The 20214-nt window shown below is 70.2% G+C and carries 14 protein-coding genes; 7 read left to right on the top strand and 7 right to left on the bottom strand.

Annotated features, from left to right (window positions below):
- Positions 1–65: 65 nt before the first annotated feature.
- The 3 genes from ABH935_RS07710 to ABH935_RS07700 all read right to left on the bottom strand — a co-directional run bounded on the left by ABH935_RS07710 (position 66) and on the right by ABH935_RS07700 (position 2875).
- Complete coding sequence (locus ABH935_RS07710) at positions 66–1103, bottom strand: hypothetical protein (protein ID WP_370377091.1); 1038 nt, start codon at positions 1101–1103, stop codon at positions 66–68.
- Positions 1100–2599: a phenylacetate--CoA ligase family protein gene (locus ABH935_RS07705; protein WP_370377090.1), complete on the bottom strand. Its 1500-nt coding sequence runs from the start codon at positions 2597–2599 to the stop codon at positions 1100–1102. Before ABH935_RS07705 ends, ABH935_RS07710 begins: the two co-directional genes overlap by 4 nt.
- 147 nt (positions 2600–2746) lie before the next feature.
- A complete protein-coding gene (locus tag ABH935_RS07700) occupies positions 2747–2875 on the bottom strand; it encodes a hypothetical protein (RefSeq protein ID WP_370377089.1) in 129 nt (42 codons plus the stop codon).
- 113 nt (positions 2876–2988) lie between these two features.
- Here ABH935_RS07700 and ABH935_RS07695 point away from each other — a divergent pair, with 113 nt between their 5' ends.
- From ABH935_RS07695 to ABH935_RS07670, 6 genes are all read left to right on the top strand, one after another.
- On the top strand, positions 2989–5925 hold the full coding sequence (locus tag ABH935_RS07695; RefSeq protein WP_370377088.1) for a BTAD domain-containing putative transcriptional regulator: 2937 nt from the start codon (positions 2989–2991) through the stop codon (positions 5923–5925).
- 182 nt (positions 5926–6107) lie between these two features.
- The gene (locus ABH935_RS07690; RefSeq protein ID WP_370377087.1) at positions 6108–6647 is read left to right on the top strand and encodes an EF-hand domain-containing protein; all 540 of its coding nucleotides are present in this window, start codon (positions 6108–6110) and stop codon (positions 6645–6647) included.
- Positions 6648–6675: 28 nt separating this feature from the next.
- Complete coding sequence (locus ABH935_RS07685) at positions 6676–7428, top strand: (5-formylfuran-3-yl)methyl phosphate synthase (protein WP_370377086.1); 753 nt, start codon at positions 6676–6678, stop codon at positions 7426–7428.
- A 9-nt stretch (positions 7429–7437) separates the two neighbouring features.
- Complete coding sequence (locus ABH935_RS07680; RefSeq protein WP_370377085.1) at positions 7438–8844, top strand: aldehyde dehydrogenase family protein; 1407 nt, start codon at positions 7438–7440, stop codon at positions 8842–8844.
- Position 8845: 1 nt separating this feature from the next.
- Positions 8846–9958: an NAD(P)-dependent alcohol dehydrogenase gene (locus ABH935_RS07675; protein ID WP_370377084.1), complete on the top strand. Its 1113-nt coding sequence runs from the start codon at positions 8846–8848 to the stop codon at positions 9956–9958.
- Positions 9955–10914, top strand: coding sequence for a class I SAM-dependent methyltransferase (locus ABH935_RS07670; RefSeq protein ID WP_370377083.1), 960 nt, complete (start codon positions 9955–9957; stop codon positions 10912–10914). The genes ABH935_RS07675 and ABH935_RS07670 overlap by 4 nt, the downstream gene beginning before the upstream one ends.
- A gap of 40 nt (positions 10915–10954) precedes the next feature.
- Here ABH935_RS07670 and ABH935_RS07665 read toward each other — a convergent pair whose 3' ends face one another.
- Positions 10955–11092 (bottom strand): hypothetical protein, encoded by a 138-nt coding sequence (locus ABH935_RS07665; protein ID WP_370377082.1) that lies wholly within the window; start codon positions 11090–11092, stop codon positions 10955–10957.
- 65 nt (positions 11093–11157) lie between these two features.
- On the opposite strand from ABH935_RS07665, the gene ABH935_RS07660 reads away from it, so the two are divergent.
- Positions 11158–11895, top strand: a complete 738-nt coding sequence (locus ABH935_RS07660; RefSeq protein WP_370377081.1) for a tetratricopeptide repeat protein — start codon at positions 11158–11160, stop codon at positions 11893–11895.
- 180 nt (positions 11896–12075) lie between these two features.
- Here the strand turns inward: ABH935_RS07660 and ABH935_RS07655 are convergent, their stop codons facing one another.
- The 3 genes from ABH935_RS07655 to ABH935_RS07645 all read right to left on the bottom strand — a co-directional run bounded on the left by ABH935_RS07655 (position 12076) and on the right by ABH935_RS07645 (position 20091).
- Positions 12076–12642 (bottom strand): RICIN domain-containing protein, encoded by a 567-nt coding sequence (locus ABH935_RS07655; RefSeq protein ID WP_370377080.1) that lies wholly within the window; start codon positions 12640–12642, stop codon positions 12076–12078.
- Positions 12643–12784: 142 nt separating this feature from the next.
- Positions 12785–13294, bottom strand: coding sequence for a hypothetical protein (locus ABH935_RS07650; protein ID WP_370377079.1), 510 nt, complete (start codon positions 13292–13294; stop codon positions 12785–12787).
- A gap of 104 nt (positions 13295–13398) precedes the next feature.
- Complete coding sequence (locus ABH935_RS07645) at positions 13399–20091, bottom strand: RHS repeat-associated core domain-containing protein (protein WP_370377078.1); 6693 nt, start codon at positions 20089–20091, stop codon at positions 13399–13401.
- Positions 20092–20214: the final 123 nt, after the last annotated feature.

Raw genomic sequence — 20214 nt, 5'->3', positions numbered from 1 at the left:
GAATATCGCGCCCACGCCGGTCAGGCGGCGTCCCAGCTGGTACGCCACCTCTGTCTATTTGTCCGTCACACCCTCGCGCCGCGGACGACCAGCGGTCCGACGTGCCCGTTCGCGCGCGCGTCCCGGCAGGCCAGGCCCGGCGACGGTCCGATGCCCACGACGAGGCCGTCGTCGACCGCGAGCCACGCGCCGGTCGGCAGGTGGGCCGGCACGTGCACCCTGAGCGCGGATCGCAGCGGGGCGTTCGGGTCCGGCTTGATCGCCCTGGGATCCACGGCGTCGCGCCACTCCCGGACCGTCCGCTCGCGGTAGCCGAGGCGGCGCCAGATCGCGTACTGCGCGACGATGAGCGGGCCGAGGAACGCCAGCACCGGCACGGCCGTGCTGACCACGCGCCACCAGAACAGGGCCATGATGAGCGCCGTGACCGCGACGCCCACGAGGCCCGCCGTCACCGCCGGCCGGCGGCCGAAGGCCTTGCCCGCCGCCATCGGGAACAGCACGAGCATCACCAGGTCGCCCAGACCGATCGCCACCAGGGCGCCGTGGCTGCCCGGGATGACCAGCAGCGGGGCGAACGGCAGGCCGTGCAGGTGGTCGGAGAACCGGGTCATCAGCGACGTCAGGCTGGTCGCCGTGAGGTCGTAGCCGGTGAGCATCGCCGCGAAGGCCGCGACGTGCGCCGCGCGCATGCCGCCCTGCACCCACATGCTCGTCACCCCGATCACCGCGACGGCGAGTCCGGCGTCGGTGAGCAGCGTCGTCGGCAGCGGATGGCCCGACAGCCAGCAGGCCCACGTCGCGGCGCACAGCGCCAGCGCGGCCAGGGTGGCCGGCCGGCCGCCGAGCAGCGGAGCCGCCGCGGTCTGGATCGCGACCACCGTGACCAGGCCGAAGACCGCGGCGACCACGGTCGCCGGCAGTTCGAGGTAGAGCAGCGGCGCGATCACCACCGACACCGCCATGAGCGCGACGTCGGAGCGGACGAACAGGCCGATCGGCGGCCGGCTCACGGTGTACCGGCGGACGTGGACCAGCGCGAGGCCGATCAGGACGGCGACGACGAGGACGAGGCCCGCGAGCGCGGGGGCGGACGGCTTCACGCTCGGCTCCCCGCGAACGCTTCGTCCGATCTGGCAACGCTCTGACGTTTGTCACCGCCGCCGATGTGGCCCGAGCTGTCGAACGAGTACTCCCGCAGATCGGCCCGCACCGTGTTCCGCGCCGGCAGCCGCTCCACATCGTCGTGCACGACGATGCCCTTCAGCGCGACGCCGAGCGCGGCAGCCCTCTCCTCCAGCCGTGTGAGGATCCGGGCGGACCGCTGCCGCGCCACAACGTGCAGCACCGGCCCGCCGGGCTCGTCGACCAGGCAGTACCGGGCCGGCAGCAGGATCGCGCGCTCGGCCTCCAGCAGGTCCAGGATCGAGCGGGTCGGCACGGCGACGCTCAACGGACCGTCGTACCGGCCCAGGATGTCGGAGGAGGCCGCCATTCCCGCCAGCTCGCACGTCGGCGCGCTGTCCAGCACCCGCACCAGGTCGTTCGTGACGTAGCGGAGCAGCATCGTGCACTCCCGGTACGGGACATAGGGCGTGACCACAAGAGTCGCGGCACCCCCCGGCGCCGCGGGCTCAAGGGTCTGCGGGTCCAGAAGCTCGATGTGCCCGAACTCCGCGGGGTAGTGCAGGTGCCCCTGCGAGCAGTGCGCGCCGCCCGCGGGCAGGATCTCCGTGGCCTGATACGCCCGCTCCGGCGCGACGCCGAATGCCTCCTCGACGCGCGCCCGCAGGGCCTCGCTGACCACCTCGCCGCCGGAGAGCAGGTCGGTCAGTCCGAAGTCGGCCGGCGTCCAGCCGTCCCGTTCAGCGGTTTCGACCAGGGACGCGAACACCGACGCCGGTGCCGAGAAGTTCGTGATCCGCGGTGCCCGGCCGGGCAGGTACAGCGGCGTGGCCAGACGTTCGAGCACCAGCTCCGGGGCGATCGAGCCGATCTGGACGAACGCCGCCCCGACCCGCCGGACGATCTCGGCGGTCACCAGGTAGCCCAGCGTGGCCCGCGACGAGACGCCGGTGGCCACCACGTCGTGCGGCCGGACGCCGAGGGTCATCGCCATGGCGATCGTGCTGAGCGCGATGACGTTCTCCAGGTCGCCCCGCGAGTACCAGACCACCGTCGGGGTCCCGGTGGTCCCGGTCGTCGCGGCCATCAGATACGGCACCGAGCCGGAGGCGACGAACGCCGCCGGCATCGCCCGCAGCGAGGCCTTGGACGTCGGCGGGACCTGCGCCCAGGTGTCGGCGGTCAGCTCCTCCGGCCGGATCCCGAGCTCGCCGAACAACCGGCCGTAGTACGCCGTCTGTCCGGCGGCGCGCCCAGCCGTGCGGCGCAGGGCGCGCGTCGTGATGGTGTTCTGCACGTCCGGGTCGATCACGCCCTGCCGGCCCGGGAGCAGTTGCGAGTCGTCGCCGACCGTCCCGAACTCGCGCAAGGTGGCGACCAGGTCCTGCGAGACCCGGGTGAGCACCTCGGGCCGGAGCCGGCCGCGCAGGATTCCGGCGGCATAACGCATCTGGTCGATTCCGCTGCGCAGCAAGGGTTCTCCCGGTGTCTCGGTCTCTCGGTTTCTCGGGTTCTCGGTTTCTCGGCGTCTCGCGGGGTCCGGCGACGTGGAACGGGCCGAGCACGCACATCCGAGAGTGCGTGCTCGGCCCGGGTCAGCGGCAGCTGCCGGCAAGCAGCCTCAGCTCAGCTGCGAGCTGAACATCGCGCTCGACAGGGTCGACAGGACGTACTTGGCGTAGTGGCGCGTGGCCTTGGCCATGATGGACTCCTTCGAAACGGTGCGGGTAGGACGGAAGAACTCTTTCACCGAGCGCGTGCGATACCCTTGCCGCTTGCTTGCAGTGCCCTTGCGTTTCGCGGACACCGGTGTGCGGGCAAGGCCGTCACACCCGGGCGCACAGGCCACGGGGAGGGACGGACGTGGAATTCGGTGTGCTCGGATCGCTGCTCGTCCACGACGGCACCCGGGAGATCCCGATCTCCTCGCCCCGTCAGCGGGCTCTGCTGGCGACGCTGCTGCTGCACGCCGGATCGCCGGTGGCGGCGGACACCCTCGTCGAGGCCGTGTGGGACGACATCCCGCCCGGCGCCCGGTCCACGCTGCACACCTATGTGACGCGGCTGCGCAAGGCCGTCGGCGCCGACGTCGCCGAGCGGATCAGGACGCGCGGCGGGAGCTACCTGGTCGAGGTCCGCCAGGGCGAACTCGACCTGCACCGCTTCACCGCTCTGCGGAATTCGGCGCGCGCCGGCGCGGACAGCGGGGACTGGCCCGCGGCGGCGGACCTGTATCGGCAGGCGGTCGCGCAGTTCCGCGGCGAGCCGCTGGCCGACGTGCCCTCCGGTCTGCTGCACCGAGAGCACGGGCAGCGGTTGGCCGAGGATCGGCTGCGTGCTCTGGAACAGCGCATCGATGCCGACCTCGCGCTCGACCGGCACGCCGATGTGGTGGCCGAGCTTCAGACTCTGGTGGCTGTGCATCCGCTGCGCGAGCACTTCAGTGCCTGTCTCATGACCGCTCTGCATCGGTCGGGACGGAGGGCCGAGGCGCTGGCCTGCTATCAGCGGGCGCGTACGGCACTCGCCGACGAGCTCGGGATCGAGCCGGGGGCCGAGCTGCGGGAGCTGCATCTGCGGATTCTGCGGTCTGAGGATGAGGGCGAGGCCCTGATCAGGGTCGGCGCTGAGCCGAACGCTTCTCCGGTGTCGGCGGCGCTGGTGTCAGTGTCGGTCCAGCCGGTGTCAGTCCAGCCGGTGTCAGTCCAGCCGCCCGCGGCCCAGCCGTCCGCCGACCCGTCGCCGGAGCCGTCCCCGCCCCCGCCGCCCCGTCCGACACCGGCTCACCTCCCGTCGGCGATCAGCGATTTCACCGGCCGCGACGACGACCTCGCCGCACTGCTCGACTGGCTCGACCCGACCACCGGTGCCGGATCGGTCGCGGTGGTCTCCGGAAGCGGCGGCATCGGCAAGACCTCGCTGGCGGTGCGCACGGCGCAGACCCTGCGCCGGCACTTCCCGGACGGCCAGCTCGCCGTCGATCTGCGGGCCGGGGCCGGGACCCCGGTGGATCCCGGCGTCGTGCTCGCCGGTTTCCTGCGCGACCTGGGCGTCGACAGCCGCGAGATCCCGTCCGGCACCGACCGCCGGGCCGCGTTGTACCGGTCCGCCGTCGCCGGCCGGAGGCTGTTCATCCTGCTGGACGACGCCCTGGACGCGGCGCAGGTCCGTCCTCTGCTGCCGGCCGACCCGGGGTGCGCGGTCGTCGTCACCAGCCGGAACCGGCTCGCCACGCTCGAAGGCTGCCGCCGGGTCATCCTCGGGATGCTCGACCCCGCCGACGCCCGGTCGCTGTTCGCCCGGATCATCGGCGAGGACCGGCTGGCCGCCGAGCCGGAGGCGGCCGCCGCCGTGCTGGACGGCTGCGGCGGGCTGCCGCTGGCGATCCGCGTCGCCGCCGCCCGGCTCGCCGCGCGCCCGAGCTGGACGATCGCGTCGCTGGCCGGGCAGATCACCGACGCCCGCCGGCGCCTGGACGAGCTCCAGGTGGACGACCTCGCGGTGCGTGCGAGCTTCCAGGTCAGCTACGACGGCCTCGCGCGCTCGGCCGGCGACGACGACTTGCAGCGCGCGCTGCGGCTGGTCAGCCTCTGGGAGGGGGCGTCGCTGAGCCTGCCCGCCGCGGCGGCCCTGCTCGACCTGCCGGCGGGCAGCGCCGAGACGTCGCTGGAGCTGCTCGTCGACAACAACCTGCTCGACTCGCCGGAGCGGGGCGTGTACCGGCTGCACGACTTGATCAGGCTGTGCGCGGCCGAGATGAGCGCCGCGCACGACGCAGAGCCCGAACGAACCGAGGCCGTCGGCCGGGTCCTGCGCTGGTACCTGCACACCGCCGCCGCGGCCCACCGCCGCCTGGCGCCGCTGGCCCGGCAGCTCGACCTCGACCCGCCGGGCGAGAACGTGGCCCCGCTGGACTTCCCCGACTACGAGGCCGCGCTGGCCTGGTCGTCAGGCGAGGATCGGAACCTGACGGCGGCCGTGCGGATCGCCGAGCGTACCCAGCACGACGTCGTGGCGTGGCAGCTCGCCATGGCGACGGCACCGTATTACCAGCTGGACACGCCCACCGCCGACTGGCTGGAGACCTTCCGCATCGGCTGCGACGCCGCCCACCGCCTCGGCGACCGCTTCGCCGAGGCGCGCATGCTGAACGGCCTGGGCATCGGCTACGGACTCATCCGCGCGGATGACACCGCCATCGAGCACCTCCGCCAGGCCCTGCAGATCCGCCGCGAGATCGGCGACCGCCGCGGCGAGGGCGCGACCCTGGCCAACCTCGGCACCGTGTACGAGCGCCTCGACCGCTTCGAGGAGGCCCTGGAGTGCCACAGCCAGTCCCTCGCCGTCGCGCGCTCGGTCGGCAACGACAACGGCGCGAGCGTCGCCCTCGGCAACCTCGTGGCCTCCTGCCGAGGCCTGAAGCGCTATGACGAGGCGATCGCCCACGGCCGCGAGGCCCTGGAACTGGCCGACCGCATCGGCGACCGCGTCGGCCAGGGCTACGTCCTGCACAACGTCGCCGGCGCACATCTGGAAGCCGGACGGCCGGCGGCGGCCGTCGAGCTGCTCGGCCAGGCGCTGGAGGTGCGCAACGCCCTGGGAGACCAGCGGACCCGCGCGGAGACGCTGGCCGATTTCGGCATCGCCCTCGACCGGCTCGGCCGCGGCAAGGAGGCGGCCGAGGCGTGGACCGAGGCCGCCGACGTCTTTGAGGACCTGCGGGACCCGCGCGCTGCGCGGATGCGTGAGCTGCTTGCCGCCGGCCCGGATTCGAGCGCTTCACACATCACGGAAGGCTGATCCTTCTCGGGGTCGCCGAATCGCCATGCCCCGCCACGGCGCGCGCCGTGTCATGCGCGCCGTGGCGCACTGGTGCGACGTCCACTGATCGGGTGAATTCGGAGCCCGGTGCGGGACGAATCAGTTCCCTGAGACGACAATCGGACAAGTCAGGTCACTGCTCACGAGAGGCCGGAATCGCCATGAACCACCACCCCCAGGCTGCCGCGCGGGTCGAGCACGTCTTCGAGCTCTTCGACGCCGACGGCAACGGTTTCATCGAGGCCGCGGACATCGCGCTGATGACGGAACGGGTGGTCGCTGCCGCGACCGGGTCCGAGCAGGTGGCGAAGGATGCGATCCGGGCGGCCTTCGAGCGGTACTGGAACACCATGGCCGCCGAGCTCGACGAGCGCGGTGACGGACGGATCACCGTGGAGGAGTTCCGGCCCTTCGTGCTCAGTCCGGAGCGGTTCGGGGCGGCTGTCGAGCAGTTCGCTGAGGCGCTGTCGGCGCTCGGCGATCCGGACGGCGACGGGCTCATCGAGCGGCCCGTCTTCGAGGCGCTGATGAAGGCGATCGGGTTCGGGCACGAGAACCTGCACGCACTCTTCGACTCCTTCGAGCCCGACGCGCAGGACCTCATCGAGGTGGAGGTGTGGCGGGCCGCGATCGTGGAGTTCTACGAGCCGCACAACGGCGACACCCGGGGCAACCATCTGATTCCCGCGCAGGGGCGCTGAGCACCCACGCCACCGAAAGGAGAGCGCGTTGCTGCTGCTCATATCCCCGGCCGATGTCGAAGAAGCGCGCGACTGCGCGAAGGCGGCGCGGTTCCTCGACATCGTGGACGTCAAGAAGCCGGACGAGGGCTCGCTCGGTGCGAACTTCCCGTGGGTGATCAGGGAGATCCGCGACGCCGTCCCGGCGAACAAGCCGGTGTCCGCGACCGTCGGGGACGTCCCCTACAAGCCCGGCACGGTCGCGCAGGCGGCGCTCGGCGCGGCCGTCTCGGGCGCCACCTACATCAAGGTCGGGCTCTACGGCTGTACCACGCCCGAGCAGGCGATCACCGTCATGCGAGGGGTCGTGCGCGCGGTGAAGGACTACCGCCCGGACGCGCTCGTCGTCGCCTCCGGCTACGCCGACGCGCACCGGATCGGTTGCGTCAACCCGCTCGCGCTGCCCGACATCGCCCACCGCTCCGGCTCCGACGCGGCCATGCTCGACACCGCGGTCAAGGACGGCACCCGCCTGTTCGACCACGTGCCGCCCGACCTCTGCGCCGAGTTCGTCCGGCGGGCCCACGGCGCCGGCCTGCTCGCGGCGCTCGCGGGCAGCGTCCGGGTGGACGACCTCGGCACGCTCACCGGCATCGGCACCGACATCGTCGGCGTGCGCGGGGCCGTGTGCGAGCGCGGCGACCGCACCACCGGACGGATCCAACCACACCTGGTGGCCGCCTTCCGAGCCGAGATGGACCGGCACGAGCAGGAACAGACGACCGTCGCCGCCGGGATCTGAGCCGACGGCATGCCGACGACCCAGCCCAGCCGCGGCCCGCACGTGGCCCGCGCCGGCAGCTTCGCAGTCCTCGATCCCGCGACCGGCGAACCCTTCGACGAGGCGCCGGATCAGCAGCCTGAGGAACTGGACGCGATCGTCGAGCGTGCCCGCAAGGCCTGGCGCGGGTGGCGGACCGACCCCGACGCCCGCGCCGCCGCACTGCTCGCGGCGGCCGACGCGGTGGAGCAGGCCGCGCCGGACCTCGCTCCCCTGCTCACCCGCGAGCAGGGCAAGCCGCTGCCCGAGTCGCACGCGGAGGTCGCCCGCACCGCGGCGCGCCTGCGCTACTTCGCCACGCTCCGCCCGGAAACCCAGCCGATCGCGGACGGCCGGCCGATGCGCAGCGAGGTCCGCTGGCGACCGCTCGGCCCCGTCGCCGCGATCGTCCCCTGGAACTTCCCGCTCCAACTCGCCTCCGCGAAGTTCGCCCCCGCGCTCGCCGCGGGCAACACGGTAGTGCTCAAGCCCTCTCCGTTCACGCCGCTGGCCACCAGGATGCTGGGATCCGTGCTCGCTGCCGCCCTACCCGAGGACGTGCTCACGATCGTCACCGGCCGCGAACCCCTCGGCGACCGCCTCGCCTCGCACCCGGGAATCCGCCACGTCACCTTCACCGGCTCGATCCCCACCGGACGCGCCGTGGCGCGCGGCGCGGCGTCCTCGCTCGCCCGGGTCACCCTGGAACTGGGCGGCAACGACGCCGCGATCCTGCTCGACGACATGGACGTGGAGCAGATCGCGGACCGGCTGTTCTGGGCGGCGTTCCGCAACTGCGGGCAGATCTGCATGGCGGTCAAACGTGTCTACGCCCCGGCCCGGCGCTACGCCGAGGTCGTCGAAGCCCTCACTCAGCGCGCGAAGAGCACCGTCGTGCGGCCGGGCCTGGAAGCCGGATCGCAACTGGGCCCGATCAACAACGCCGTTCAGCTGGCCCGCGTCGAGCGCTACGCGGCCCGGGCCCTGGCCGACGGCGCCCGCGCCGCGACCGGCGGACGCCGGCTCGACGGGCCGGGCTACTTCTTCGCCCCGACGATCCTGGCCGACGTCCCGGCCGAGAGCCCGGTGGTGACCGAGGAACAGTTCGGCCCGGTGCTTCCGGTGCTCTCATATCAGAGTATTGACGAGGCCGTCGAGGCGGCCAATGACACCGGCTTCGGGCTCGGCGGCTCGGTATGGGGAACCGATCTCGACCGGGCCGAGGCAGTGGCCGAGCGGCTCGAATGCGGGACGGTCTGGATCAACCATCACGGCGAGCTCTCCCTCGCCCAGCCGTTCGCGGGCGTCAAGGAGAGCGGCGTCGGGATCGCGGGCGGGCCGTGGGGCTTCTACGGGAACCTCAGGCCGTTCGTCGTGCACCGGCCGCGGGAGGCGTGAGGTGGGCCTCCGGTTCGGCGCGGCAGTGCTGCGTGCGTATCAGAGCCCGTTCACCCTTGAAGAAGTGGCCTTGAACGCGGGACCGGCCGCCGACGAGGTCCTGGTGAGGATCGCCGGGTGCGGGATGTGCCGGACCGACCTCGCCGTCCGCAGCTCCGCGGGTCGCTCACCGCTGCCGGCCGTCCTCGGTCACGAAGGCGCCGGAGTCGTCGTGGAGACGGGCGGCCCGGACACCCGGCTGAGCGTCGGCGACCACGTCGTGCTGAGCTTCGACTCCTGCGGACATTGCCGCACCTGTGTCGGCGGCGCCCCCGCTTACTGCGATTCCTTCGCGGACCTCAACCTGTTCGGAGGACGCAAGGAGAACGCCGCGCGATTCACCGACGCGGCGGGAAACCCCTTGGCTCCCCGATGGTTCGGCCAGTCCTCGTTCGCCGAGTACGCGATGGTCCCGGCCCGCAACGCCGTCCGGGTCGATCCCGCGCTGCCCGTCGAACTGCTCGGCCCGCTCGGCTGCGGTTTCCTCACCGGCGCCGGGGCGGTCCTCAACACGTTCCGCGCAGGCCCCGGCGATACCGTCGCCGTCCTCGGGGCCGGAGCCGTGGGCCTGGCCGCGGTCATGGCGGCGACCGCTGCCGGGGCCGTAATCGTGGCCGTCGACCAGCACCCCGAACGGCTGGCGCTGGCCGAGCGCTTCGGCGCCATCCCGCTGTACCGGACCGGCAGCCTTTCCGACCGTATCAAGCAGCTGGCAGACGGCGGAGTGCAGTACGCGCTGGACACCACAGCCTCGCCGGAGCTGATCAACGATGCACTCAGGGCCCTGCGACCGACCGGCCACCTCGGCCTGGTGGCACGGCTGCACACGACGCTGCCACTGGAGCCCGGGACCCTGGACCGGGGACGGAAGCTATCCCACATCTGCGAGGGCGACGCGGTGCCCGGTCTGCTCATCCCGCGATTGACAGAGCTCTGGCAGGCAGGCCGCTTCCCCTTCGATCAGCTGATCCGCACCTATCCGCTCGACGAGATCAACGAGGCCGAGCGCGACTGCGAGGCGGGCCGCGTCGTCAAACCCGTCCTGATACCGCGAACCGAGATGGAGCACGCATGACGACCGACGTGCCGCAGCGGAACACCAGCGCGGAATGCGCGGGAGACGCGGGAGACACGGGAGACACCGAAGGCGCAGGCGTCGACGGCGGCATCGGCGTCACCGCGCTCCTGGTCGCCGCCGCCCGCGCGATCGAGACCCACCGCCACGACAGCCTCGCCCAGGACCCCTACGCCGAGCACTTCGTGCGTGCCGCGCCGGCGTCCACGAGCTGGCCCGTCCGCATCCAGCAGGCCCCGGACGGCGACGCGAACCCGCTGTGGGGCCGCTTCGCACGCTACTTCGGCTTGCGAACCAGGGTCCTCGACGACTTCCTCCTCCAGGCGGTCCACGCGGGCGCGCGCCAGGTCGTCCTCCTCGGCGCCGGGCTCGACGCGCGGGCATACCGGCTCGACTGGGCCTCAGGCTGCGTGATCTTCGAGCTCGACAGGCAAGGCGTGCTGGCGTTCAAGCACCGGGTGCTCGACGCTCTCGCGGTCACCCCGAAGGCGGCCCGCGTCCCGATCCCGATCGACCTGCGCGCCGACTGGGTCAAAGCACTGACAGACGCCGGCTTCGACCCGACAGCGCCGAGCGCCTGGCTGGCCGAGGGCCTGCTCTTCTACCTACCCGCCGCCGCCGAGACGCAGCTCATCGATGCGGTGCACCGGCTCACTGCGGCGGGAAGCGCGCTGGCCTTCGAAGTGAAACTCGAAAGGGACTTGATGGAGTACCGGGACAGTCCGCTGTACACGGCGACGAGGCAGCAGATCGGCATCGATCTGCTCGACCTGTTCGCGAAGGAGCCGCGGCCCGACTCGGCGGGCGCCTTGGCGCAAAAGGGCTGGTCCACGACAGTCCACACCCCCTTCGACTACACACACCGGCTCGGACGCGGCCCGCTGCCCGAGCCAAACGACGCGCTGGCCGGCAACCGGTGGGTGTTCGCGCACAAGACGAGCGAGGCGCGCGGCTAGAGCGAAGAGGTAGCGGGAGCGCGCAATAGCCGCCTGTCCCTCACCGCTGCCGGGTCGGCTGCACGATGATCTCGGTGACGTCGACCCCGGCCGGCTGGCCCAGCGCGTCGCCGAACGCCCGGGCCAGCCTGGTGGCCTCGGCCAGATCGGCCAGCGGCCGGGCACCGACGTGAGCCACGATGCCCCGGCCCTCGCGTTTCCGTGTCAGCCTCCGGACACGTCTGTCGGCGCTAGCGTTGAGGCATGACGGAATCGCAGAACATGGTGGAATTGCTCGCGCGCGGGGACGACGCGCTGTTCGAGGGCGGATACCGGAGCGGGGACTTCGCGGCCGCTCATGAGTTGTTCGCGGCCGCGGAGACGCGCGCGGCAGCGGAGGGCGATCGGGCCGGCGAGGCCGACGCGGTGTACTACCGCGGGCTGACAATGCACTACGAGTCGATCGTGCGGCGGTTCAGTGGCACCGGGATCGACGCGGCTGACATCGACGCCGAGGAGGTGTTGTTCCGCCGGTCGCTCGCGCTGAATCGTGCGCTGGGAGGCGCCGGGGTGGCCCGGCCGCTGTTCGGGCTCGGGCTGGTCATGCAGGTGCTGCGCCGTGATTGGGCCGCTGCCGAGCCGTTGTTCCGCGAGGCGCTGGAGCTGGTCGATGGCGTAGAGGCGCAAGGCGACCTCTATACATGCTCGGAGATCCACCGGCACATCGGCTTCTTCTACGCGGTCCAGGACGTACAACTCCCGGTGGCGATCAAGCACCTGGAACTGTCCCTCACCTTCCGCGAACGGCTTGGCGACCCGCGTCGTGTGCCCAGCGGATTGGCCGCGCTTGGCGATGCTCATCTCGCCCACGGGCAGGTCGAGCGCGCGGTCGAGCTGTTCGAGCGTGCGGCACAGAACGCGCGGGAGGTGGGGTTGTTGTCGTTCTGGATCGCGGACGCGGAGCGAGGACTTCGCGAGGCGCTGGAGGCCAGGGACCGTTAGCCCCGGGTCTTCACAGGGCCCACGAAACCACCTGCCCGAGATCAAGCCCGCCGCGCCGGCCACCGGGCCGTTGCCGTCGGTACCGGACAGCTTCGGGCGCGACTCAGATCATCCCAGGCCAGGAGACATTGTGGAAGCCGCCGATCTATCAGTGATCTGCTACGGCGCTGTGAATTCGGGCTATACCGTCGTGTCGGACACGAACCAACTCTGGTCGGGGTAGTGGCCGTACGGATATATATTGATCGGCGCGACGCCCGTGTTGGCTCCGGGGACAGACATGGCCCAGCCTTGCATCGTGAGAATACCAGTCGACCCCGGCCCCGTATTGCTCCACGACCAGAGCTCCGTGTTCACATTACCGTTCGCCGCACTCGGTCCGCAGTTCTGAAGCGTGAGCTGGGCGGTGCTCCCCGGCACGTATGTCACACACAGAGAGGGGTTCTGGTGGGGAAGAATGTAAAACCAGCCTGGATGGCTGCTCGAAAAATCAAGGTACCAAAGCTGGTCCGGGAAGAGAGGGCCGGTGCAGGTGTATTGGTTGACGACCGCCCCTGCGTGGATGTTGTCGCCGGGCACTGACATGCACAGACCCGAGTGATCGTTCGTGAACCAAACCACACTGTCGTCGGACGCGGAGGCGGAAGCGGTGACCGTGCTCGCGCACAGAGCGATGGAAGCCAGGAGGCCCACCAAAAGGGCGTACCACTTACGGTTTCTCATAGATGGCTTGAGTGCTGCCGGCATGCTGATTCCTTTGGAGAGTGGGCTGTTGGTGAATATCGGCGGGACGCGCATTACTGGCAACCCCCGCGACCAAGAGATTCGTGCCCTGATTCAGGACATTGAAAACACCTTGTGCTGCCTGAAAATCGCCGATTCCCCGCCGTCATCTCGCAGCTACGGGAAGGCGTCCTCTCAGCTCCTCCAAGGTCGCCGCGAACTCCGTTTCGGACATGACCGGTCCGATTTTCTCCCGCCTCATGTAACTCCGGGAGCCGACGCGGCAGTGAACCTGAGTCTCGATCCGCTTACCTTTCTCGGTGATGATCCAGATGGCCTTCATACTGGCGCCGTTCCGCGAGCCCGATCGGATGGGGCGTTCCTCGACGGCGCGGATCTCATCCCAGCGGAAAATGTAGGTGCGGACTGAGTTGCGGACCTTGAGGCCCCGGTCACCCACGTAGATGCCGATCGTCAGGACTCTGACCATGAACGCGGGAATCAGGATCCACCCGTTGACGATCACGCCGAGCAGGAACACGACCCCGGCCGCCGCGGAATGCACGCCCGCCCCGACGAGCAGCGCGCCGACCAGCGCCAGCCAGCTCAGCTCGACGACGGCCAGGCGCCTGGCCAGGACGCCGCGGTCGTACCTGAGCCGTTTCCACTCCCACATCTTGTGCTCTCTCGTCGCGCTCGCCGGTGGCGCCGATCGGCGACACCGGCCGTCAGGTTCCTGGCTCCTGGCGCGGATCAGCGGCCAGGAGCCAGAAAACTGAGTCAGTCCCAGATATCGTCCCAGAGCGATTCGACTCCCTTGACGGGGTTGAACGCGTAGACACTGGTGTTGCTTTCGCCGGCGTGCGCTTCGGCGATCGGGCCCTTACCCCACCCGACGGATTGGTCGAACACGTGCACGTGATTGCATCCGCTTCGGTCGTTGCCCCACGAGTAGTTGAGGGTGTACGACGGCCCGCCGGGCACTCCGATACTTCCACCGGCGGTACCGAACGGACCGCCGAGGTCATAGACCGTATTGGCGTCGCTGACCTGCTCCCCGCCCGAAATACCCGCTGACGGCGTCCCGATCACCCCGGCCACCGTGCCCTCGACACCGAGGTTCCCCGTGCTGTCCGCGACGACGCATCCGCTCGCCGCGCCGCCGAAGAGGAAGGTCGCGGCGCCGCCGAGGCAGAATCCGACCGTCCAGAGGCCGGCGGGGTCCGCAGCGTTGAGCGGATTGTCGTGGACGTAGCCGTAGCTGCTCCGCGTCGCGTCCACCGCGGGATCGACGGTGATGAACTGCGCGGTGGCCGGATCGTAGAACCGCGCTCGCAGGTAGAGGAAGCCGGTCTCCGCGTCGTCGTACCCACCGGTGTATTGCAGCGGTGTCGTCGCGGTACCCGTGTGGTTGGTGACGTTGCCGAAGGCGTCGTAGCCGTACGTGCCGGCGATCGCGCCGTTGGCGTCGAGCAGGGCCCGGGTCGAACCGGCCGCGTCACTGAGATACCAGTAGGTGCCGGCGGAACCGATCTGCTCGACCGGAGTGCCGCCGGGTCCGTAGACATAGTCGACGCTGCCGTCGTAGAGCAGGTCGGCGATGGTCCCGGCGTCCCAGGTGAAGGTGGTTGTCGTACCGCCAGCGGTCTTGCTGGTCCGCAGTCCCAGCCCGTCGTAGCCGTAGCTGACGCTGCCGTTCGCTCCGGAGTATCCGGTCAGTTGGCCGGCCTGGTTGTACGAGTACGTACTCGCCGTGCCGCTCCCAGGGGTGGCCGCGGTGCGGTCGCCCTCATTGTCGTACTGGTAGCTGGTTGCCCCGGTGGGCGGTGCGGCGCACGGTGCCGTGCTGGTAGCCGTCCCCGGAAGAGTCCAGCACGTGCGGCCCGCCGCGTCGAAGCCCTGTGCCGATCCGGCCAGGCTGGTCGGGTCGGCGGCCGCGTCGTAGCCGTAGCCGACCGCGGTGGATCCGGCGGTCGCCGATTTGAGCTGTTCGAGGGGCGTGTAGCCGAACGTCTGGGCCGTGCCCGGCACCCCCGACGGCGCAAGGCTTGCCACCTGTCCAGCGTTGTCCCGGCCATAGGTCAGGCTCGCGAGACTCGTCGAGCCGGTGGCGGCGCTGATCGAGCTGACGAGATCGGTGTCGGTGAGCCCCCTGGTCACGACGGTCCCGTTCGGGTAGGTCGTAGAGGTCAGGTCGCCGTCGTAGTCATAGCCGAACTGGGTCTTCTTGGTGTTCCAGTCGGTGACGGAGGACAGCCGGTTGGCCTTGTCGAAGCTCCGGATGACGGTCTGGCTCTGCCCGCCAGGATAGACGATCGATGTCTGATTTCCGTTGTTGTCATAGCCGTAGCCGACGGTGGTTCCCGCTCCGCTGGTCTCGGAGACGACTTCGCCGAAGGCGTCGTACTTCCACGTGGTGGTCCCGGTCCCGTCGGTCATGCTCGTGCGATGCCCTGCGGGGTTGTAGACGGACGTGACACCCGGAGTCCCGGTCGCGGAGTACTTCACCGACGTCAGGTTCCCGGCCGCGTCGTACCCGTTGGTCGTGACCCGGCTGTCCGGGTTCGTGACCGTGGTCAGGTTGCCGGCGGGGTCGTAGCCGTACGTCGTCTTCTGGTTGTCGGGATCGGTCCGGCTGCTCTTGCGGGCCTGAGAGTCGTACGTGTACGACGTCTTGTTCCCCGCGGGATCGATGGTGTCCTTGACGGTTCCATCGCCGTAGTAGTCGGTATGCGACGTAGTCGTGTCCGCGTTGACCGTCGCGACCGCCTCGTTCGCCGGGTCGAACTGGTACGTCGTGGCTTGGCCGTCGCCGTCGGTGCTCGACGTCTTGTTGCCGTTGGTGTCGTAGACGGCGCCGGTCGAGTGGCCGAGCGGGTCGATCGTCTTCACCACGTGGCCCCAGGCGTCCTGCTGGTAGGTGGTGCACCCCTTCGCAGGCGGCGTGCAGGCCGTCGTGGTTCCCGCCGCGACGCCGTTCGGGTCGACCTTCGACGTTCGCCAGCCGGTGCCGGTGTTGTAGCCGTACAGGGTCTTGTCGCCAGCCGGATCGGTCTCGCTGGCCATGAACCCGTTGCCGTCGAAGGCGAAGGCGGACGTGTTCCCGTTGGCGTCGACGAACCGGGTGCGGTCCGCGGGGTGCGCCGAGTCGTCGTAGTAGTCGCTGGAGTTCCGCGACGGCAGGACTGCCGGATTGCTGTCGACGATCTCCGCGGACTGGTCGTTCTGCTGGACCGTGACGCCTGTCAGCAGGCCGTAGACCAGCGTCCCGTCGTTGGTCCCGGAAGCCGTCTTGATGTGGCCGGCCTCGTCGTACTTGTAGGTGGTCTGGACGCCGAGCGGATCGACGACGGTCGTGAGGTCGTTCAGCGCGTCGTAGGTGGAAGCGGTGGTCTCGCCGCGGGCGTCGCTGGAGGCGATCTTGTTGCCTTCGGCGTCGTAGCTCGCCGTCTGGACGTTGCCGTCGGGATCGGTGGTCGAGGTCCGGCCGAGCGTGATCGGGTCGTAGGCGTAGGTCCAGGTGCTCGCGGTCGAGGATCCGTAGCCCTTGGTCTCGGAGGTCAACAGGCCGTTCTGGTACGTCCCGAGCCACTGGTTCCCCGCCGGATCGGCGACCAGCGTCTGACCGGCGGCCAGGCTCGGCGTGGTGGCGGGGCCGTAGGTGAACGTCGTGACGCGGCCGATCTGGTCGGTCTGGGTCTTCACGCGCTCTGACGAGTCGTACGTCATCGTCATGGCCGGCACCGGGCTGGTCGTGGTGTCGCCGAAGTACTTCGGCTGGCGCCAGCTGGTGAGCAGGTGCGTACCGGTCTGGTAGCCGTACGTGGTGTGGTCGTCGTCCTTGAGGGTCGGGGTGCGCGTCGTGCCGACCCCGTAGACGTCGGTGAGGTCGTTCGAGGAGTCGTAGCCATAGCTGACCTGCCGGCCGGCCGAGTCGCTCAGGCCCGTGATGTGGCCGCCGGTCCAGGCGAGGGTGTAGACGTGCCCGGCGGCGTCGGTGATCGTGTGCAGGTTCCCGGAGCCGTCGTACGCCAGGGTGGTCGCGTAGCCGGCCACCTTCCCGGCCGGATCGGTTTGCGTGAGGAGATGGCCGGTGGCCGCGTCGAACGTCATGATCTCTTTGCCGCGGCGGGTGAACGTGTAGGTGGTTCCGGTCTTCACCAGCGTGGCCGCGTCGCGAGGCGCGGCCGGCGCGTAGACACCGGCGGTGTCGACGAACGCGACCTGCGAGCCGTCCTCCTGATGGATCGTCACATTGCCGGTCGTGCCGTCGGTCGCGGCCGAGACGTTGTAGGAGAACGTCCAGCCGTAGCCGAACGGACCGTTGACCGCCGAGGCGCCGTTGGGCCCGGCGGGGTCGGCGAACCCCGAGGCGTAGGTGCGGGTGAAGTCCAGCGGCGCGCTGCGTCCCGGGGTGGTCAGGTCGGTGACCGTCTCGCCGTAGTAGCCGTTCGCGGTGTTCACCGGGTCTCCGGCACAGGCGTTGGTCGACACACACTGCCACACCGACGGGTTGGTCCCCGTCGGGTCCTCCGGCGGGGTCAGCGGACCGCCGACCGGTGCTCCCGGATTGGCGGTGGTTCCCGGGATGCCGCCGCGCGGAAGGAAGGCCAGGGCGTCATAGCCGACGTCGTAAGCGCCCGGTGTCATCGAGCTCTTGTTGGTCAGCTGAACGGTGCCGCCCGGAGCCATGCCGAAGGTGCCGAGCACGATCCATTGATCGACCCGGAGGTGCTGGTTGACGGTCACCGTCACGGGATTCAGCCCGGCGGAGCCCGAGTTGACGACGTACGTCGCGTCGCCGGTGGTGGCACCGGTGGCCGGGATGTGGACCTCGATCGTGTAGTACTGGAACTTGGACAGCGTCGGGGTCCAGGTGCCGGTGTTCATGACGGCCGGCTCGGAGCCGTCCTGCGTGTGGTCGAACATGATGTAGCCGCCGAAGCCGGCGCCGAGCTGGTGGGTGTCGATGGCTCCGGTCGGGTCGCCGTTGGCGTTGGTGCCGTACGTCATGGCGAACGTTCCGCCGTTGGACCAGTTCGACGTCCCGGTGCATCCGACGATGTTCAACGGGGTCTTGCCGGCGGCCAGCCCGGGCTGTGCGGACACGATGACCGGCGGCCCGTCCGAGGTCGTCGGGACCGCGCTCGTGTCCAGGCTGCAGACCGGTGGATGCGGATCGTTCACCGACGGCTCCGTGGAGCCGGAACCGTAAGCGTATGAACTCGTCGAACACGTCGTGGCGCAGTTGGGGATCCAGGTGACCGGAGCGTGCCACCAGCACTCGTAGTCGGCCAGCGTGCAGGTGCCGGACTGTCCGGTCGCGCCCGGGTTGCACAGGTCGCCGGCCGATGTGCAGAAGGTGTTGAAGGCCGGGATGTTCAGCCAGTTGCTGCCGCCGTTGAAGGTGGCTTGCGCATAGGCGTGCGATCCCATGCGCACCAGCGGCGTGCCCATCCAGCCCAGGACCCGCTCCTGGTAGGGCCAATCGCCCGGGTGCGCGGCGTCAGCATACGTATAGGCCAGGTACGGCGCCCGGTTCGGCGGATAGCTCGGGTTGGCGGGGTTGTTCGCCCACCCCAGGCCCCACGTCCCATCAGCACCCGTACAACTCGGGCCGGGGGTGCATCCGGTCGTGTTGCCGTGCTTGGCGTCGGGCTGGATACCGGTGTTGTAGGCCCAGATCGCGAAGTACCAGTTCTCCAGGTACCGCGGGTCGCCCCCGTTCGCCGTGATCCCGGCGGCGTAGAGCGTGTTCCAGGTGCGCTCCAGGATCTGCAGGCCGGCGGCCATGTTCTCCTGGTAGTCCACCGCGATCTTCCACTGGCCGTGCAGGGAGTACTGCTGGCCGGTCTGGCTGGCGAACATCCCGGTCGTCACCTGGGATATGCCGTAGCCGCAGTCGGCGGCGGCGTAGTTGATGGTGTCGATGGTCCCGGCGGCGCCGTAGTAGTCCGCGATGACAGGGTTGCCCGCGATACCGGGCAGGGCATGCCAGGAAGCCTGGTCCCAGTTGGACTCCTGCGCCATGATCGCTTCGAAGACCGAGCGGGGCACGGTGTTCCAGGTGTCGCTCGACGGATGGGACAGCGGTACCGCGGCGAAGTCGCTGTTGGGCGAGTAGGAGACCAGGCCGAGGTTGTCGAAGTTCGCCGGCCGGGCGTACGCGGACCCGGTCAGCAGATTCTGCTCGGCCATCTGGGCGGCCCAGTCGATCTGGCTGGACCCCTGCTGTGTGCTCTGGAAGGTGGGATTGTCCCGGGGCACGGAACAAGCCGGAGTCTGCAGAGCATTCGGCGTATCCGCCTTGGCACCGGCCTGCCCGGTGGTGCTCTTCTGACCGACGGCCGACGTCGGCAGATCGGAGTTCAACGCGTCCCGGTTCACACCGTCCGGGACCGCCGAGGACGTGGCCGTGGTGACCGGCGTGGTTCCCGCGGTGTCCTTGGGCTGGCTGACCACCTTGCCGGTGGCCGACGCCAGGACCTTCGAGTCGGCCCGGGTGTCCGTCTGGTGCGCGCCGAAGACGGCGTCGCCGTCGAGGGAGACGGTTTGCGGATCGGTGATCGCCTTCGTGTCGACCGCCCGCACCGCCGATCCGTGCGCGACCTGGTCGGCGCCGATGAGGACGTTGCGACCGGCCCGGCCGGAGAACAGGTTCAGGCTGGTCGTGCGCCCGCTGCCGGTCTCGGTGACGCCACCGTTCTTCTCATGCTCCAGGTGCGCTGTCGTCGCACCCGGCGCGACCAGCAGGAAGTCGACCCCGCCGTCGGCGGCGGGCCGCAGGTCGTAGGGCTGCCCCGACACCGCGGCGATCGTCTGGGGTACGCCGGTGTCGTGTCCGGTCTCCGGGACGGCGACCAACCGGCTGCCCAGGACCCCGACCACGCCCGCGGCGGCGGGTACGGCGGACGTGAGCTGACCTGCGACCTTCGTGCTGTGGCCGATCCGGCCCGTGGCCAGGTCGGCGGAGAGTATCTCCGTGCTCTGCTGATCGTTGCCGAAACCGACGGAGAACTCCGCCTCGTCGCCGGTCCCGCAGCCGGGCGAGTCGTACTCCAGCGCGACGCCGCTGGCTATCGGCTGAACCCGTCCGGTCGCCAGGTCGACGGAGTACGCGAACGCACCGTGCTCACGTCCCGCCGTCGAGTTCGCGGCGGACGCCGGGGCGACGGTGACGGCCTCGAAACGCCCGTCGCCCGACGTGCACTGATATCCGGTCCAGCCGGCCTCATCCATCCCCGCGGGTCGGAGCACGGCGATCTCGTGCCAGGCGAATCCTGATTTCTCGCGGGAGACCTGGAGGTGATAGCCGGCGCTGTCACCGATCGCGGTGACGGCGAGGTCGGACGAAGCCGTCGCCGACGGTCCGAAATCCGCGGCGGTCCCCTGGCCGACCGCGGCGGCCGACGTCTGCGGCGCTCCGAACGCGGGCCCGGCTGTCAGCTCGCCGGCGGCCAGAGCGATCGCCATGACGACGGCGGCACCCCGCCACGTCCCGGATCTGGCGTGCCGTCGCAAGGCGGATTTGGGCAATGGAAGCATGGCGCTCCCCTTCCGAGACGAGCGGGATGGCGGTGAGGCAGGTGGCGGCCC

It is taken from the genome of Catenulispora sp. GAS73, assembly GCF_041262085.1.
In the GTDB taxonomy this organism is placed as follows: Bacteria; Actinomycetota; Actinomycetes; order Streptomycetales; family Catenulisporaceae; genus Catenulispora.
This window is presented reverse-complemented; position numbering and strand designations above follow the sequence as displayed.

Bases quoted from the DNA above. Each gene is read 5' to 3' on its own strand.
- ABH935_RS07680 (WP_370377085.1), top strand. From the start codon at position 7,438: ATGCCGACGACCCAGCCCAGCCGCGGCCCGCACGTGGCCCGCGCCGGC.
- ABH935_RS07650 (WP_370377079.1), bottom strand. From the start codon at position 13,294: ATGTGGGAGTGGAAACGGCTCAGGTACGACCGCGGCGTCCTGGCCAGG.
- ABH935_RS07670 (WP_370377083.1), top strand. From the start codon at position 9,955: ATGACGACCGACGTGCCGCAGCGGAACACCAGCGCGGAATGCGCGGGA.
- ABH935_RS07655 (WP_370377080.1), bottom strand. From the start codon at position 12,642: ATGCCGGCAGCACTCAAGCCATCTATGAGAAACCGTAAGTGGTACGCC.
- ABH935_RS07660 (WP_370377081.1), top strand. From the start codon at position 11,158: ATGACGGAATCGCAGAACATGGTGGAATTGCTCGCGCGCGGGGACGAC.
- ABH935_RS07645 (WP_370377078.1), bottom strand. From the start codon at position 20,091: ATGGCGATCGCTCTGGCCGCCGGCGAGCTGACAGCCGGGCCCGCGTTC.
- ABH935_RS07690 (WP_370377087.1), top strand. From the start codon at position 6,108: ATGAACCACCACCCCCAGGCTGCCGCGCGGGTCGAGCACGTCTTCGAG.